This is a genomic window from Bdellovibrio sp. HCB-110 (assembly GCF_047323225.1).
In the GTDB taxonomy this organism is placed as follows: domain Bacteria; phylum Bdellovibrionota; class Bdellovibrionia; order Bdellovibrionales; family Bdellovibrionaceae; genus Bdellovibrio.
Genome location: NZ_CP178750.1, coordinates 537,051 through 553,937, shown reverse-complemented (window position 1 = coordinate 553,937; position 16,887 = coordinate 537,051). Strand labels below are relative to the sequence as shown.

Sequence of the window (16,887 nt, the reverse complement as noted above, 5' to 3'; positions counted from 1 at the left end):
GTGCCGAAATAGGTAAGGGGATTTTGCGTTTAGGCTTCGCCCCGGGAACTAACTAAAAAAGATCTTCTCAGCAATCTGAATCCCGTTCAAAGCAGCACCCTTACGAATGTTGTCTGAAACAACCCACATGAGCCACATCTTAGGATTTTCAGGGTCGCGATGAACGCGTCCTACATAGACCGGATCTTTCCCAGAAACATCACGAGCCAAAGGATAAACACTTTTCTTCGGTTCATCTTGCACCACAATGCCTTCAAAACCAGAAAGAGCCGTCATAACTTCGTCGCGGCTCACAGCTTTATTCAAAGTCACCCATACAGACTCACTGTGTGCGTTCAAAGCCGGGATACGAACTGTGAAAGCAGAAACTTTCAAAGCATCTTGACCTAAAATCTTGCGTGTCTCTTTCATGATTTTAACTTCTTCGCTGCAGAAGCCTTCATCATTGAAAGAACCAATTTGCGGGATGCAATTGAACAAGATTGTGTGCGGGAATGTTTTAGGGTCTTGAGGCTTCGTGTGGTTTGACGTTTGTTCCATCAACTCGTCATAACCACCTTGGCCCGCTCCACTCACCGCTTGGTAAGTGCTGACACGCACTTCTTCCAAACCGAATTTTTCTTGAAGCGGTTTCAAAGCGACAACCAACTGAATCGTTGAGCAATTTGGGTTCGCAATAATTTGTGGTTTGGAATCTTTATTAACTAGGTGGCCATTCACTTCAGGAACAACCAACACGGTATTTGGGTCCATACGGAAAGCCGCTGAGTTATCAACTGCAAACGCACCGGCTTGCACAGCTTTCGGAGCCCATTCTTTAGAGATGTCATCACCAGAAGAAAAGAAAACCAAATCGAGGCCGTCAAAACATCCCTCTTTTAAAACTTGCACGGGCCAAGCCTTGCCTTGCAGCTCGATCTTTTTACCCAATGAGTTTTCAGAAGCAAAAGGGCGAAGCTCCTCAATAGGAAATTCGCGCTCTGCCAAGATGTTCATAAACGTTTGGCCGACCATTCCGGTCGCACCGACCACACCGACTTTAAGTTTTCTTTTCATCTTTCTTTGTCTCTTCTTCCTCTTCTTCGAGGACTAGGTCGCTCTCGTGCACTTGCGCTGGAGCGTAAACGCTGGGCTTAATCTTACGAATATTTTTGCCAAGTCTGAAGATACCAAAGACTGCGCCCAAAGCAGCGTAGCCCATGAAAAGAACAAAGAGCATCACTTCCGGACGAAGAGCCACGACAACCAATACACCGACACCCAAGATGAGGTAACGGAATGGCAGACGCTCTTTCAAATCCAAATCTTTGAAGCTGCGGAAGCGGAAGTTGCTGACCATCACAAGCGCCAACAAGATTGTCATGATCAAAAGACCATAGTTACCAAGGGCTTCAAGCTCTAAATCTTGGAAAGCTAAAACAGAAGAAGCGACGATACCTGCCGCCATTGGAATTGGCAGACCTTGGAAATAGTTTTTCTCTACCACATTGGCTTGAACGTTAAAGCGCGCCAAACGAAGAGCACCGCAGGCCACAAACAGGAAGCACGCCACCCAGCCCAAACGACCGAACGGTTGCAAAGCCCACAAGAATAACAAAACACCTGGAGCCATACCGAAGCTCACAAGATCACACAAAGAATCGTATTCAGCACCGAACTTACTTGTCGAACGAGTCAAACGCGCCAAGCGGCCGTCAAGTTGGTCAAACACCGCTGCGACAACAATCGCATAAGCAGCGTAAAGATAATTGCCTTTGATAGATTGAATAACTGCGAAGAAACCAGAAAATAAATTTCCCGTCGTCATAAGGTTTGGAAGGATGTAGATGTACATCGCCAAACGCTGTGCTCTAACATCTTCTGCGTCGATTTTATCTAGATGAGTTTCAGTAGCCATTAAGTCTCCTGCTATCTCGAAGATAGCCAGGAAACATTAGCCGACAATCGTAAAAAATCCAAAGAAATAAAACAGGATCGTGAGGCCAACAGCACTCATAAGAGGAAGAGTCAAATTGTCATCGAGTTTCCCAATGGGAATCAACTCTGCAAAGGCTCCCACAAGTCCCGCAAAAAGACTCACCACGATAAGGCGATCCATGAGGAAGTTATGATAGACCAAATAGAAGAACGTCAAAGCGGCACAGACAAAGAAGGCAGCCATGAAACCTTGAATGGATTTGTGGCCAAAGATTTTGTCTTTACCATACAAAATACCAAAGTAACTGGCGATAGGATCTGCGAATGCCAAGAACAACAAAGTCAAAGCGACGATCTGACGAGGGAACAAAATATCAACAATCAAAACACCGCTCAGAAGGAAAGTCGTCCCCGCGAGCTTTTTAACTTCGCTTTGACGCATGATTGGCTTAAAGGCATGAACCGCCCAATCATTCAGAGCCGCATTTCTTTGACGCAAAAAATCGAAAGGAACAAAAAGACACCAAGCAACCACCAAGATCGTCATAGACACTGCTGGTGGCAGATAAACATAAGCCAGGAACATCGTGAAGACTCCCGACATATGCCAGATCTTTCGAGCATAATGAATGTCCGAACGTTTCTTTAAATCCACTGGTTGTAAAAATCCTTCAAGCATCATCAATCTATTCCAACCGTTTTGGCCTTTGTTTAACACTGTTGCCAAATGTACGCATTACAGCGCAACGCCGGCTAACTTAAAGGCTGAGGGAGGGAATATCAACGCAATTGATACTACTCTAGCTGCATGCATTAAGATATTGATTTGTTTATGTTAAATTTGCGAAGAACGGACGCGAACGACCTCTTCGACAGCTTTTCCGGAGCGTTCGCGATAACGAATCGCAATTTCATTGTCGCCCTTTTGCAGCTGAATGAGGTCTGTTTGGTATTTGTCAGAGCCACTGATGAAAACAGATGCCGTGTAACCATTGCTTCTGTTCACGATTTCAATGTCGCCCTCTTTAAAATTCTTAAGACAATTTTTTCCCTGAAATTGCACATAACTGCCAGCGACATCAAGCTTCGGTAAAACTTTTTTGGCACAACTGACATCGTACTGAGTGAAATGTGAAATCGCAGGCGCAATGGGAAGTGCCGAGGCCGCAACAACACTTGCGGGCTTGCGCTGACCCACGGGGGTCGTTGCGCTGACCACTTGTTCTTCAGAAAGCTCCTCATTGGCCGTCAATGTATGAAACGTCGGAATCCCCATAAGGAGAACCAAAACGAGAGTGATAAAGAGGAACTGAGTGTCCGTTGGCTGACGTTTAAACATATAATCCTACATCGGATCTTCGAGGCAGGACTTTAGCTGTGTCATTTTGAGAACTTTTGCCTATTTACGGTATTTTGACTCAAGTATTTCCATAATTCTTCCGTATTTTAGTCTAGTAAATTTCGGGGGAAAGTTACTATGACTAAACGTATTCTCAAAAGGATCCGCAATTTCCGCGTCCTGTCTGGTCTACTGATCACTTTCCTCACTATTTTGAGTTTCCAAAACTGTGCTCCCCAAAGTTCTATGTGCTCAGGAACAAATGCAGAATGTAACTCTGAAGGCTCCACTTCTAGTCCTTCGACGGATAAGGGTTCTGTCTGGGAATCTCGTCCCGGCAGTGGCAATTCCGGTGGAGTGGGCGTGGGTGGCGGCTCTGGCGGAGGCGGTTCTGTTTCCACGGGCTCTGGTAGCAGCAGTGGCACAGGATCTGGTGGAGCCATTAGCGTTGGCAGTGGTGGATCTAGTGGCTCAGGTTCGGGCGGAGTTAGCACCGGCGGAACTGGCACCGGAACCAGCAACACGGCATTTCGTATCGTAAAACAACCTGCAAGCATGACAGTCACTGAAGGTGGACAATTTGTTTTGGACGTCAACGTCAGTGGCGGAAGTTATCCTTATTCGTATCAGTGGTACAAAGACGGTAAAGCCATCACTAACGGCATGGGTGACTACAGCTCTTATATGGATTCTGCTTATTCATTCGATAAAGACGGTAACTATCACGTCGTCATCAAAGATGGAAAAGGTCAGAGCCTGCAAAGTTCCATCGCGCGTGTGACTGTGCAAGAACAAGCCGGAGTTTGCGATGCCGGATCTTATTTTACTTTCACCAATGCAACTTACGACAGCGGTTATCAGTATTTCTCTCAGTACTTCGATGGGCCTCGTGGAAAATATCTTTTACACCAGAGCTATGACACTATGGGATTCTTGTACAGCTATCGCGGTTACACGAAACTCTACGATTACAATGTTCCTAGCACTCTGGCATATCTAGGAAAAACTTATATCAATTGCCGCACGGAAATTCCGCGCATCCATACGCCACAACCAAATCCATCTTACGATCATGAATGGGGCTACGGCTCGCGCTTTAATGACAATGGATACTGGACATATCAGGGCAATGTCACATTTGAATGTCATAACAAACGTCTGAAACTTATCTCCAACACCTGCAAATGGGTTCACAACCCGAACTACGGTGGTAGTGGCGGTGGCAACTAGTCACGACCTGTTCTTGTCTATCACCGCACCTAAAATCATTAAGAATGCCAAAAGACGAATCACAAAAATATAGGTGTGCACCTCATTCTGAATTTGAATGAACAGAAAAAACCATCTTTCGATCGCCAATAAAAAGAAGGCGGCAGCAAAAATCGCAAAGAACCGATCCTTCGTCTTTCTCCAAAACTTCAGAAAGAAGATACCCGCCACGAACGAGGCCATCATCACAGCGCCGTAAATAAAATTATTTAAATCAACTTTATCCATACTACACCGTATCCCATATCAAACCGTAAAGAAGAATGCCCATGGCTATCAAAGACGAAAAGGCCCGCACCGTTGTCAGGTCATAACTCGGCCCTAAGCTAAAATCGATGGACAGAAGAATGTTGTTAATCGCGATTCCAACAAAACAAAGACTGCTCCATAAAAGAAGCCTTGTGCGATTCAAGCGGTAGGCACGCAGGAGCGCTACGGCCACACCTAAACTCATTAAAGAACAAAGCATATAGACGACATAAACCATAGCGCTAATCCTTTTTGATTTTAAACGCATTCGCAAAGTCCCGAATGCTATCCAGAGGTTGAGCGTAAATACTATTAATAAGACTTGAACGGCGATGACTGTAGAGCAGTTCCAGCTCGGAAATAATCCTGATATCATCGGGATTTTCCGTGAAGCGAAAACTGTTCGGACGATCTGCGGGAATCACCAGTTTAACATTGGCGAGTTCACCCAACTGCAAGGCCGCATAGGAGTTGTTTGTACGCATTTCTCCACTAAGTTCTTCTGGCGTCCACGAACGTGAAGGATTTTGCTTCAACAACAGAAGCAGCTCTAACAAAGAAACCGACGAAATATATTTTTTTATGAATTCTCGAACCTCAAAGGGGATTTCACTCGACACTGCTCTCCCCTTCTTTAGAACGATTAGGAGCAAGCTTTACAAGATGCTCGATAAGCGTATTGAACTCAACGGGTTTGGAAAGATGATCATCACAGCCGGCTTCAATACTCTTGTCTCTTTCTTCATTCAGAGCATGAGCTGTCAGAGCAATAATGGGAGTTTTATAACCCTGGGCGCGCAACTGTCGGGTCGCTTCATATCCATCCATTAAGGGCATTTGAATATCCATAAGAACGGCGTCGAAGTTGCCTTCCAAGGCCTTGGCAACTCCGTCATGTCCATTGTCTGCCACTTCCACTTTCGCCCCTGCTAAATTAAGGAAGTGCACCATCAAAGCCTGATTGTCGACGACGTCTTCTACCAACAGAATGCGCATCGACTTCAAACGACCGTCACCACGCTTGGGAAAATTTTTAGTTTTTCTTTTTACGGCAATATTGAGGTTGCTCACAAAGGACGTGTCGGCCAGCGCCGGAGCTTCTACGACCACGAGGAAATGACTGCCTCGCCCCTGTTCACTACTCACAAGTGAAACTTCTCCTCCCATGGCCCGGGCCAATTGACGAGAAAGAGCTAAGCCCAATCCTGTGCCACCAAATTTGCGGGTGGTGGAACTGTCTCCTTGAACGAAGGGTTGAAACAGACGTTCTGCATGTTCCGCTGAAATTCCCACACCGGTATCCACAATGCGGAATTCCATTCTATCTTTGCCGCTGGATTGATCTTTGGCATGCCAAGCAACGTTGATTTCCACAGAACCTTGCTGTGTAAATTTAATCGCGTTGCCAATCAGATTCAGAAGAATTTGACGAAGTCTGGTTGGGTCGGAAAGAACTGTGCGTGGAATCTCTGTGTCTAAACCAAAGCGCAACTCCAGGCCTTTATCCATTGCGGGCAACTGCAATAAATTTTTAAGATCATCTAAAAGTGTTGGCACATTGACCTCCACTTTTTCGATTTGCATATGACCTGATTCGACTTTTGAAATATCTAAGATCTCGTCGATAATTTTTAGCAGCTGACTCGCGTTTCTTTGCACCGTGTGAATGCAGTTCACGCGTTCTTCCGTCGTTTGATTTGGATCGAGCATGAGTTCCGTGAAACCCAGGATGGCATTCATCGGCGTGCGAATTTCGTGGCTCATGTTGGCAAGAAAGCTGGTTTTTGAAAGACTCGCGGCTTTGGCCTCTTTCTCCGCTTCGATCAGTTTGAGCTCCGCTATTTTTCGATCGTTGATATCAGTACACGTTGCAAGCCAACTGGTGACTTGTCCCAACTGATTGAGTTCTGCGACGGCCTTCACCCAAAACCAGTGCGGCTCGTTGTATTTATTGCGCACTCTCAATTCTGCATCAAAGGGTTTTCCCTCGGACATCGAGTCCATCCAGGCCTTTAAAAAACACTTTAGATCTTCCGGATCAATGGCCGCTTGCCATTTACTTCCTGAACTTTGCTCTAAAGTGAGTCCCGTATAATCAGTCCAACCCTTGTTCACGTAATCCAGATTTCCGTCACTGCGAGATCGCCATACCATATGAGGAATGGCATCTGCTAAATTTCGGTATCTTTTCAGACTTTCATTTTCCAGCTCTGCCAAACGCAGATAACGTTCGCGTCTTTCGCTCTCGCGAATTTTCTCTGCCTGTTCTTGCAGCTGTCTTGATTTCTTAAAGAGCTCAAGAAAGACACTGACTTTGGCGCGCAGAATATGCGGCTCAAACGGTTTGAAAATGTAATCCACCGCTCCCGATTCATAACCGCGATAAATATAGCGATCGTCTTTATTAATGGCTGTGACAAAAATAATCGGCGTCAGTCTGTATTTTTCATTCTGACGAATCCTCTGTGCCGTTTCAAAGCCGTCCATCTCGGGCATTTGCACGTCGAGAAGGATCAAGCCAAAATCATAGTGGCCCAACAAGTCCAAGGCTTCTTGGCCTGATTGGGCTTTCACCAAATTAATATCAGGCATATTCAAGACGGCCTCTAAAGCAATCAGACCGTCAATCCTGTCGTCCACAATTAGAATATCTACCGAATTAGTGGTTTTTTCCATGCATTACTCTGTTTGCGACGAACCATTTTTCTTCGGAAGCCAAGAATACATCACCGCCAACAGATAAGACTCGTCCACTGGTTTAGTGACATAGTCAGACGCACCGGCCTCCAAACATTTCTCACGGTCTCCTTTCATCGCTTTCGCAGTTAAGGAAATAATTGGCAAATGTTCAAAATCCGAAATCTTACGAATTTCACGAGTCGCCTCAATACCATCCATTTCGGGCATCATCGTATCCATCAAGACGAGATCCGTGTCTGGATTTTCTTCAAGAACGCGGACACCTTGTTTTCCGTTCTCTGCATAAATCACATTCATGCCACGCATTTTTAGAACGCTGGAGAGAGCAAAAACATTTCTCACGTCATCATCAACAATCAGAATTTTTCTACCGGTGAAGTCGGCGTCCAATGGCAATGGTGCCGCTTCAATTGGTTCCTCGACGGAGCTTGTTCCAATGGAGGCATCAGGCCCAGAGTATTTCTGTGGTATGTACAGAGTGAAGCTGCTGCCCACGCCTGGCTGACTTTGCACTTCGATCACACCACCGAGAAGGCGGGCGATCTCGCGGCTGATTGTCAGACCCAAGCCCGTTCCACCGTATTTGCGGCTGGTTGTTCCGTCGGCTTGCTGGAAGGCTTCGAAGATCAGTTTTTGTTTGTCTATAGGAATACCGATGCCAGTGTCGGTCACACGGAAGACAACATCCATTTTTGATTTATCTTTAGAACCGTCTTTGATTCGATCATCGAGCATCAACTCCAATTTCACATGGCCTTTTTCAGTGAACTTAAAGGCATTGGACAAAAGATTTTTAAGAATCTGATGCAGACGATTTTCATCCGTGATGATTTCCGGAGGAAGATCCGTGCTGGTTTCAATAATGAATTCCAAACCCTTGTGTTCTGCCACTGGACGGAATGTCTGCTCAATGTACTCTTTGACTTCCATCATCGACACAGGTTTGGGTGTCACAGGCATTTTGCCCGCTTCCACTTTAGAAAGATCCAGAATCTCATTGATCAATGCTAACAAGTCTTGGCCCGCTGAATGCACCGTACTTGCAAACTTGACCTGCTCGCTGCTGAGGTTTTTGTCGCGGTTCTCAGCCAGAGTTTTCGACAAGATCAGCAAGCTATTAAGAGGCGTTCGCAATTCGTGGGACATATTCGCCAAGAATTCCGATTTGTACTTGGAGATAAGAGAAAGCTGCTCGGCTTTTTCTTCCAAAGATCGGCTGGCCAATTCAACCTCTTGGTTTTTAACTTCAAGAAGTTTCGCCTTTTCTTCCAGCTCTTTGGCTTGGGCTTCAAGTTCAGCATTGGAACGTTTCAATTCCTGAAGAAGTTCTTCCGTACGCATACTTGACGAGATCATATTCAAGATAACGCCCACGCTGTCCATCAACTGATCCAAGAAATTGATGTAGTTTTGTGAGAATGGAATGACCGATGCCAGTTCAATCACCGCCTTGAGTTCACCCTCGAACAGAACCGGCAAGACGATAATATTGCGCGGTTTTTCCTCGACGATGCTCGAACTGATCATGACATATTCATCCGCCGGAGGGCATGTCAGCAGAATGCGTTTTTTCTCAAACGCACATTGGCCGACCAAACCTTCTTTGAGTTTGAATTTATTGTTAACGCGCTTTCTTTCCGTATATGCGTAGCTCGCGATCAAATTGAGCGACAGTTCATTGTTTTCACTTTCAAGCATGAAGAATGTTCCGTGACGAGCATCCACCAGTGGAGTCAGTTCGGACATGATAAGTTGGGCTACGGAAGTAATACTTCTTTGACCTTGCATCATACTTGAGAACTTCGCGAGATTTGTTTTCAACCAGTCTTGCTCATTATTTTTCTGAGTTGTCTCTTTAAGATTCGAGATCATCTGATTGATGTTTTCAGAGAGGGCCGCAACCTCACCTTCCGCTTCAACGGTGATGGATCGAGTCAAGTCCCCTTTAGTTACCGCCGTTGATACTTCAGCGATGGCGCGTACTTGGGTTGTTAAGTTTCCGGCCAGCTGATTCACGTTATCCGTCAAATCTTTCCAAGTACCAGAAGCTCCCGGTACGCTCGCTTGACCGCCCAGTTTTCCTTCAATACCCACCTCGCGGGCAACCGTCGTTACCTGATCGGCGAAAGTACGAAGTGTGTCAGTCATCGAGTTGATTGTTTCTGCGAGGGCCGCCACTTCCCCTTTCGCTTCAAGAACGAATTTTTGATTCAAGTCCCCGTTGGCAACCGCGGTTACGACTTTCACGATACCACGTACTTGCGTTGTCAAATTCGAGGCCATGAAGTTTACGTTGTCTGTTAAGTCTTTCCAAGTGCCCGCAACACCCGGTACGCGCGCTTGCGCACCCAGTTTACCTTCGATACCCACCTCACGAGCGACCGTCGTTACCTGATCGGCGAAAGTACGAAGTGTGTCAGTCATCGAGTTGATTGTTTCTGCGAGGGCCGCCACTTCCCCTTTCGCTTCAAGAACGAATTTTTGATTCAAGTCCCCGTTGGCAACCGCGGTTACGACCTTCACGATACCACGTACTTGCATGGTCAGATTCGAGGCCATGATATTTACGTTATCTGTTAAGTCTTTCCATGTTCCGGAAACCCCGCGAACTTCCGCCTGTCCTCCGAGACGTCCTTCCGTACCCACTTCTTTTGCCACACGAGTCACCTCGGCCGCGAAGGAGTTCAGCTGATCCACCATCGTATTGATGGTGTTCTTAAGTTCTAAGATTTCGCCTTTCGCATCGACTGTGATTTTTTGCGACAAGTCTCCGTTCGCAACGGCCGTTGTTACCTTCGCGATGTTACGTACCTGTGCTGTCAAGTTGGCAGCAAGACCATTCACGTTATCTGTTAAGTCTTTCCAAGTTCCTGAGACTCCTTTTACGTCCGCTTGACCACCGAGTTTACCTTCCGTACCCACCTCTTTCGCCACACGAGTCACCTCGGCCGCGAATGAGTTCAGCTGATCCACCATGACGTTGATCGTATTTTTGAGTTCGAGGATCTCACCTTTCGCATCAACGGTGATTTTTTGTGACAAGTCCCCTTTCGCAACGGCTGTTGTTACCTTCGCGATGTTACGCACCTGTGCTGTCAGATTTCCGGCAAGACCATTCACGTTGTCGGTCAAATCCTTCCAAGTTCCCGACACACCTTTTACTTCCGCTTGTCCACCGAGTTTTCCTTCCGTACCCACGTCTTTCGCAACACGCGTTACCTCGGCCGCGAATGAGTTCAGCTGGTCCACCATGACGTTAATCGTATTTTTAAGTTCGAAGATCTCGCCCTTCGCATCAACTGTGATCTTTTGTGATAAGTCTCCGTTCGCAACCGCCGTGGAAACTTTCGCGATGTTACGAACTTGGGCTGTCAAATTATTCGCAAGACCATTTACGTTATCTGTTAAGTCTTTCCAGGTTCCAGAGACACCTTTTACTTCCGCCTGACCGCCCAGACGACCTTCGGTACCCACCTCTTTCGCCACACGAGTCACCTCGGCCGCAAATGATGACAACTGATCCACCATGACGTTGATTGTATTTTTAAGTTCTAAGATCTCGCCGCGGGCATCAACCGTGATCTTCTGTGACAAGTCCCCTTTGGCAACCGCCGTTGTCACTTTCGCGATGTTACGTACCTGGTCCGTTAAGTTTCCGGCCAAACTATTTACGTTGTCGGTCAAATCTTTCCATGTTCCGGAAACTCCGCGCACTTCTGCCTGTCCACCCAGTTTACCTTCCGTACCCACCTCTTTTGCCACACGAGTCACCTCGGCTGCGAATGAGTTCAGCTGATCCACCATCGTATTGATCGTATTTTTAAGTTCGAGGATCTCACCCTTTGCATCAACGGTGATTTTTTGTGATAAGTCTCCCGTCGCTAACGCTGTTGTTACTTTCGCGATGTTACGTACCTGCGCCGTCAGATTTCCGGCGAGACCATTTACGTTGTCGGTCAAATCTTTCCAAGTTCCCGACACACCTTTTACGTCCGCTTGACCACCGAGTTTTCCTTCAGTACCCACCTCTTTCGCGACACGAGTCACCTCCGCCGCGAAGGAACGCAAGTTATCCACCATCGTATTGATGGTGTCTTTCAGTTCTTGGATCTCACCTTTGGCGTCAACGGTGATTTTTTGTGACAAGTCCCCGTTCGCAACCGCCGTTGTTACTTTCGCGATGTTACGAACTTGCGCTGTCAAATTATTCGCGAGACCATTTACGTTATCTGTTAAGTCTTTCCATGTTCCTGATACCCCTTTTACATCCGCCTGACCGCCCAGACGACCTTCGGTACCCACGTCTTTCGCAACACGCGTTACCTCGGCAGCGAATGAATTCAGCTGATCCACCATGACGTTGATCGTATTTTTCAACTCTAAGATTTCCCCGCGGGCATCAACTGTAATTTTTTGTGATAAGTCCCCGTTCGCAACCGCCGTCGTTACTTTTGCGATGTTACGTACCTGCGCCGTCAGATTGTTCGCAAGACCATTTACGTTATCCGTTAAGTCTTTCCAAGTTCCAGAGACACCTTTTACATCCGCCTGACCGCCAAGACGGCCTTCAGTACCCACCTCTTTTGCCACGCGAGTTACCTCGGCTGCGAACGATGACAACTGATCCACCATGACGTTGATAGTATTTTTCAATTCGAAGATCTCACCTTTGGCATCAACGGTGATTTTTTGTGACAAGTCCCCTTTGGCAACCGCCGTCGTTACTTTCGCGATGTTACGAACTTGATCCGTTAAGTTTCCGGCAAGACCATTCACATTATCAGTCAGGTCGCGCCAAATTCCCGAAGCACCCCGCACATCCGCTTGTCCACCGAGTTTTCCCTCAGTACCTACTTCTTTCGCAACGCGGGTTACTTCCGAAGCGAAGGAATTCAACTGATCCACCATGGCATTGACCGTCGTACCGATGCGGAGGAATTCCCCTTTCACCATACGACCGTCAATTTCCATGGTCATTTTTTGCGACAAGTCCCCTTTTGCCACCGACGTGATGACACGCGCGACTTCTTGAGTTGGCTGAACAAGATCCCCGATCAGTAAGTTGACGGAGTCCACACTGGTTGACCAAGCGCCACGTACAGTTCCCATGTTCACACGTTCGTTCATGCGTCCTTCTTGACCTACGGTACTTCGAACGCGCACAAACTCATTGGCCATATTTTCATTCAGTTCGATGATGTCGTTTAGGACCTCACCGATTTCGGAGATAATCCCTTCTTGTCCTACAGGCATTCGCGTAGAGAATTCGCCCCGACGGACCGCTTTGACTGTGAAGAGAAGTTGGCGAAGCTGTTCTTTAGTTTCAGAATCGAAGATCATATCCACGCCGTTATTGCCGGCTTCTACTAAATGATTGCGCTGCTTTTTTAAAGCGCGTTTTCCCTCTTGTTCTGAATACTCTTTAGCTGAAACTGGATGTTTCGGATTCTTTTTTAAAGATCGGTTTTTTACTTCAACTGTCGTGTCCAACTTCGCCACAAAGATTTCCTCCTGCTATAGCAGCCTCTAGCCACTTAACATTGCCGCAATCTAGGTAAACAAAAAAACACATACATTACTTCGCTTTAATATAGCTGACCACTTTGCTTCGTTACACAATTCTAATTTGAAACTCTCGAAAAGAATGAATACGTGCGCGCGAAGATTAGCGAACAGTCTATCGCAATTACTCTATATGAAACTGGAAACCCTGTACCATTGATTGTGCGGGATTTGTTGAATTAAAAGACTGCGTCGAATGACACAAAAAGAAAGGGCTCTGAATCAGAGCCCTTGTATTATCTATTTCTTATCGATGCTAATCGCGAACTTCTTCACTCCGGAACCCTTGACGATATCAAGAACTCCGACAACTTTTCCGTGCGGTACATCTTTATCCGCAGAAATGATAGCTTGAACCTCGGCGTTCTTCGCGACTTCATCCGTCGCTTTCACCTTTACGTCTTCTTCATTCACGAAAGAGCCGTTCAGATTGATTCGACCGTCCGCCGTTAAAGCAATATTCAATTTGCTTGGCGCCGTTTGATCACCACTGGCCGCCTTTGGCAGATTCACGTTGATCGTGGGCTTCATAAACATCGGTGCTGTCACCATGAAGATGATCAACACCACGAGGATAATATCCACGAGCGGAACGACGTTAATGTCCGCTATGGCTTCGTTGTCGTTATCACCAAATGCTGAAGACATGTTTTACACACCTTTTTTCTTAGCGTAAGCAAGGCAAAGTTCTTTAACACTCTCAAGGTTTTGGAAAATGCCTTTCACTTGCTTGCTGTAGTAGTTGTAGAAAGCAACTGCTGGAATCGCGACGAAAAGACCTGCTGCCGTTGCAACAAGGGCCATGGAGATACCGGCCATCACCGTTTGTTGACCGGCTTCAGGAGCCGTCGCCAAATCATTGAAGGCTTTCATGATACCCAAAACCGTACCGAACAATCCTACGTAAGGAGCATTCGAACCCACCGTTGCAAGGAAACCCAAGAATTTTTCCAACTCCGGACGCTCTGTTAAAGCAAATGTGTTGAAGATCTCTGACAACCCTTTGCTGCCTGATTCCTTCATGTGCTTCAAAGCATAACTTGCTGCACGTCCTTCAATAGAGTTTGGATCTTTTGCAAGATCTTCAATATCTTCCAAGCTATTGCTTTGCAAAGCCAGCTTGATGCGCGCGCGCACTCTTTGCGACTCGGCGGAAACTTTCTTCAGAGCAAAGTAGCGCTCCAAAATCATCCCGATGCTCAACACACTGAGAACAAGTAGGATCCATAGAACAACCTGATCCGCCAGGTGAGCTACCGTAAATATTTTTTCTGCGAGCATGGGTGATTTCCTCCAAATCTTTGACTGGGCAAAATTATTGATCCATTATCTCTAAAACCATTACTTCTGGTCAAGGTATGCGGAAAATCATTTTTACTCTTCTCCTCACAGCACTGAGCTTAGTCCAGATTTCTTGTAAGACAAATGACAAGAAATCGGTGCTTATTATCGCTGTAGACGAGCTGACGATCACTGATGTGACCTGCAGTCAGGAAGAAGTGGAGAGGTCCGGTTTTCAATTGCTTTGCAATGAGTCCGTCCGTTTCACTCACGCTTTTTCACCTTCGACGCTTTCCGTCCCGGCTTTGGCTTCTTTAATGACGGGTCTTTATCCATATCAACACAAGATTCGCCACAATTCAGGACCTGGACTCGCTGCAGAGTTGGAACTTGTTTCGGAGGTCGCACTCAAACAAGACTATCGTACTAGTTTTTTCTCGGGCGGCGCTCCCGTTTTTCGTCGTTCCGGATTAAATCAGGGGTTTGAACTCTTTGATGACAATATTATTCCGGGCTTCACAAGTCTGTTTCGCCCCTTCAAAAAAAATTCAGAAGCTTTCATGCAATGGCTCAAACAAGATGTGGATAGTGAATCCTTTCTGAGCGTGATCTATGCACCCGATCTTCTTTTTACAACGACAGAGACTGTCACAGATTTAGGCGAAACCCGCAATCTCAGCTTTGAAAGCCAGATCGATGAACTTGATGAAAGCCTTTATGAACTCTTTCAAAGTTTAAAAAGTTCCAATCGTTGGGATCAAACGACAGTCATCTTGGTCGGCTTAAATGGACATACTTCCAATGATCGCTATCGCGAACTTTCTCCTCTTAATTTGCATGGGGAGAATACTCAGGTTGCTTTATTTATCAAGCCTTCGCAAAAAAAGAAACGCGACGAAGCCATTCACTGGAAAGTGGATCAAAACGTCAGTTTGGTCGATGTCGGCAGGACTCTGTTTGAACTTTTAGGGGAAAGCATTGTGGATAACGGCAACCCGTCGTTTCCAACTCATTCTCTGCTGGATGTTTTAAAAAATCCCAACACCTCCGGAGCTGATGATCGTCCTATGTTGATTGAATCCGGCTGGGCGATGTGGCGCAAAGCGGGTCCTCTGAGAACTGCGGGCATTTCAAACCACGTGCTCTATATCAACGACGAAAAACCACTTCTTTACAATACGCTGGTGGATCGTTTTGAAGTCAATCCTCTGCCTTTGCTACAAGAAAGCATTCTGCCGACAACCCAGCGACTGCAAGGATTGATGCATAAAAATCAATTCCCTTCCTTTCCTCCCTTGGAGTCGGAGTGGTTGGCGAAGTTAAGCATTCCCTTTGCGCGCTGGATGCGTGTCGATCAAGAGTCTCTTCTGCTCAGAGATCTAAAACGCTTGATGGCGTCTCAACCACGCAGCTTGGATTTATTGAATTGGACAGCACAGATTGCCCTCAATCAAAAGGATTGGGACACGTTAAAAAATCTCGGAACCAGAAATAAGGTTTCTGTGTGGCAGTACGTCGGCGAAAGAAATCTAAACTCAAAAAATCCAAAAACCAACGACGCTTGTTTTTATCTTCTCTCCGGAGTTCTTGAAACGGAGCAATTGAAAAACTGTGGAGATCCTCTTTTCTTGGAATTTATCGACTGGGTCCGCGCTGAAGAAAGAGGCCTTTCCAAAGAGGCCCAAAGAAAGCGTTTTGAACGGTCTTTTAAAAACTACATGCTCGATCAGCAGATTCAAAGAACGAATATCGCCGCTGGTTTGATCTGGGATACTTCGCGAGACAATATCTTTGCACCATCCAGAACGGAACTTGCTTTAAGTCTTCCGGAATTCGCAAAGCTCCGCAATCAAGTCTATAAATCAATTCAAAGTGAAGAGTATTAATTTTCGAGCTGAACAAGCCCCAACCAAAAAGGGGCTTCCGGAGACTCTTGAATCATCTTCGTTGTGATCGAACTCAATTCAGCCTCACGGGAATCTTTTTGCCACAACGAACTGGCAATGGAAGTGCTTGCTAAAAGCACCAATTGATCGTCCTCATTGACGTGAGTGTGACCACACTGAATATAACAAGTCGGATCCAAACCCAAAAGCTGCGCAGGAAGAGGGGGTAAAGTGCTCTCACTTCCATGCATTTCTGCAGACAGATCCAAGCCAATAGAGAGTGGTTGCAAGCTGCGATTTTTTCTTTGAATAAAAAGGCTGGGACTTCCGACATGAGCCCAAGCGACTTGGGGACCTCTTTTAAAAAGAGCCAAAAGTTCTACGCCAGAAAAGTATTCCATCTTGTTTTCGCCACGATAAAGAATGTCGTTAGCGATAAGAATGCCGGTTCTCACGTAATTCACTTCATCTGAAAGACACGTTAGAAATTCAAACGGCGACGTCACTTCAACGTCGGATTTTGCCGCACTGACGTATTTGACCACTTCATCAAGAGCACGCTGCGCGTGTTCGGGTTGCCCCCAGGAGGTCGCAATAACAATCAAAGACCCGTCGTCTTCTTGGTGAATCAACGGTTTGGGGCGCATGATCTTCGTGCTGTAGGATCTCTCTTGAAGTTTCATC

14 protein-coding genes are annotated in these 16,887 nt (G+C 46.3%); 2 read left to right on the top strand and 12 right to left on the bottom strand.

The annotated features are described in order from the left end of the window. Nucleotides 1-48: 48 nt before the first annotated feature. From ACL934_RS02635 to ACL934_RS02620, 4 genes are all read right to left on the bottom strand, one after another. Nucleotides 49-1,056 carry an aspartate-semialdehyde dehydrogenase gene (locus tag ACL934_RS02635; protein ID WP_374077414.1) on the bottom strand — a complete coding sequence of 336 codons (1,008 nt, stop codon included), beginning with the start codon at nucleotides 1,054-1,056 and terminating at the stop codon, nucleotides 49-51. Then, nucleotides 1,040-1,897 (bottom strand): CDP-diacylglycerol--serine O-phosphatidyltransferase, encoded by an 858-nt coding sequence (gene pssA / locus ACL934_RS02630; protein WP_374077412.1) that lies wholly within the window; start codon nucleotides 1,895-1,897, stop codon nucleotides 1,040-1,042. Before pssA ends, ACL934_RS02635 begins: the two co-directional genes overlap by 17 nt. A gap of 36 nt (nucleotides 1,898-1,933) precedes the next feature. Continuing rightward, on the bottom strand, nucleotides 1,934-2,635 hold the full coding sequence (locus tag ACL934_RS02625; protein WP_374080423.1) for a diacylglycerol/polyprenol kinase family protein: 702 nt from the start codon (nucleotides 2,633-2,635) through the stop codon (nucleotides 1,934-1,936). Between the two features lie 117 nt (nucleotides 2,636-2,752). After that, on the bottom strand, nucleotides 2,753-3,256 hold the full coding sequence (locus tag ACL934_RS02620) for a hypothetical protein (RefSeq protein ID WP_413613010.1): 504 nt from the start codon (nucleotides 3,254-3,256) through the stop codon (nucleotides 2,753-2,755). 138 nt (nucleotides 3,257-3,394) lie between these two features. On the opposite strand from ACL934_RS02620, the gene ACL934_RS02615 reads away from it, so the two are divergent. Then, the gene (locus ACL934_RS02615) at nucleotides 3,395-4,486 is read left to right on the top strand and encodes a hypothetical protein (protein ID WP_413613009.1); all 1,092 of its coding nucleotides are present in this window, start codon (nucleotides 3,395-3,397) and stop codon (nucleotides 4,484-4,486) included. Here the strand turns inward: ACL934_RS02615 and ACL934_RS02610 are convergent, their stop codons facing one another. From ACL934_RS02610 to ACL934_RS02580, 7 genes are all read right to left on the bottom strand, one after another. Continuing rightward, a complete protein-coding gene (locus tag ACL934_RS02610; protein WP_374077408.1) occupies nucleotides 4,487-4,753 on the bottom strand; it encodes a DUF5985 family protein in 267 nt (88 codons plus the stop codon). It abuts the gene before it with no gap. 1 nt (nucleotide 4,754) lies between these two features. Next, nucleotides 4,755-5,012: a DUF5985 family protein gene (locus ACL934_RS02605; protein ID WP_374077406.1), complete on the bottom strand. Its 258-nt coding sequence runs from the start codon at nucleotides 5,010-5,012 to the stop codon at nucleotides 4,755-4,757. 4 nt (nucleotides 5,013-5,016) lie between these two features. Then, a complete protein-coding gene (locus ACL934_RS02600) occupies nucleotides 5,017-5,394 on the bottom strand; it encodes a hypothetical protein (protein ID WP_374077405.1) in 378 nt (125 codons plus the stop codon). Continuing rightward, on the bottom strand, nucleotides 5,384-7,450 hold the full coding sequence (locus ACL934_RS02595; protein WP_413613008.1) for a response regulator: 2,067 nt from the start codon (nucleotides 7,448-7,450) through the stop codon (nucleotides 5,384-5,386). The genes ACL934_RS02600 and ACL934_RS02595 overlap by 11 nt, the downstream gene beginning before the upstream one ends. Nucleotides 7,451-7,453: 3 nt before the next feature. Then, nucleotides 7,454-12,814 (bottom strand): HAMP domain-containing protein, encoded by a 5,361-nt coding sequence (locus tag ACL934_RS02590; RefSeq protein ID WP_374080422.1) that lies wholly within the window; start codon nucleotides 12,812-12,814, stop codon nucleotides 7,454-7,456. Nucleotides 12,815-13,276: 462 nt separating this feature from the next. Beyond that, entirely contained in the window at nucleotides 13,277-13,684 is a 408-nt protein-coding gene (locus ACL934_RS02585) for an ExbD/TolR family protein (RefSeq protein WP_374077401.1), read from the bottom strand. Between the two features lie 3 nt (nucleotides 13,685-13,687). Continuing rightward, entirely contained in the window at nucleotides 13,688-14,317 is a 630-nt protein-coding gene (locus ACL934_RS02580; RefSeq protein WP_413613007.1) for a MotA/TolQ/ExbB proton channel family protein, read from the bottom strand. 77 nt (nucleotides 14,318-14,394) lie between these two features. Here ACL934_RS02580 and ACL934_RS02575 point away from each other — a divergent pair, with 77 nt between their 5' ends. Then, nucleotides 14,395-16,203 (top strand): sulfatase-like hydrolase/transferase, encoded by a 1,809-nt coding sequence (locus tag ACL934_RS02575; RefSeq protein ID WP_374077397.1) that lies wholly within the window; start codon nucleotides 14,395-14,397, stop codon nucleotides 16,201-16,203. Here ACL934_RS02575 and ACL934_RS02570 read toward each other — a convergent pair. Further along, complete coding sequence (locus ACL934_RS02570) at nucleotides 16,200-16,886, bottom strand: hypothetical protein (protein WP_374077395.1); 687 nt, start codon at nucleotides 16,884-16,886, stop codon at nucleotides 16,200-16,202. The two genes, ACL934_RS02575 and ACL934_RS02570, sit on opposite strands and share 4 nt — an antisense overlap. Nucleotide 16,887: the final 1 nt, after the last annotated feature.

Coding starts and splice junctions, on each gene's coding strand:
- ACL934_RS02635 (WP_374077414.1), bottom strand. CDS start 1,056: ATGAAAAGAAAACTTAAAGTCGGTGTGGTCGGTGCGACCGGAATGGTC.
- pssA (WP_374077412.1), bottom strand. CDS start 1,897: ATGGCTACTGAAACTCATCTAGATAAAATCGACGCAGAAGATGTTAGA.
- ACL934_RS02620 (WP_413613010.1), bottom strand. CDS start 3,256: ATGTTTAAACGTCAGCCAACGGACACTCAGTTCCTCTTTATCACTCTC.
- ACL934_RS02615 (WP_413613009.1), top strand. CDS start 3,395: ATGACTAAACGTATTCTCAAAAGGATCCGCAATTTCCGCGTCCTGTCT.
- ACL934_RS02610 (WP_374077408.1), bottom strand. CDS start 4,753: ATGGATAAAGTTGATTTAAATAATTTTATTTACGGCGCTGTGATGATG.
- ACL934_RS02605 (WP_374077406.1), bottom strand. CDS start 5,012: ATGGTTTATGTCGTCTATATGCTTTGTTCTTTAATGAGTTTAGGTGTG.
- ACL934_RS02595 (WP_413613008.1), bottom strand. CDS start 7,450: ATGGAAAAAACCACTAATTCGGTAGATATTCTAATTGTGGACGACAGG.
- ACL934_RS02590 (WP_374080422.1), bottom strand. CDS start 12,814: ATGATCTTCGATTCTGAAACTAAAGAACAGCTTCGCCAACTTCTCTTC.
- ACL934_RS02585 (WP_374077401.1), bottom strand. CDS start 13,684: ATGTCTTCAGCATTTGGTGATAACGACAACGAAGCCATAGCGGACATT.
- ACL934_RS02580 (WP_413613007.1), bottom strand. CDS start 14,317: ATGCTCGCAGAAAAAATATTTACGGTAGCTCACCTGGCGGATCAGGTT.
- ACL934_RS02575 (WP_374077397.1), top strand. CDS start 14,395: ATGCGGAAAATCATTTTTACTCTTCTCCTCACAGCACTGAGCTTAGTC.
- ACL934_RS02570 (WP_374077395.1), bottom strand. CDS start 16,886: ATGAAACTTCAAGAGAGATCCTACAGCACGAAGATCATGCGCCCCAAA.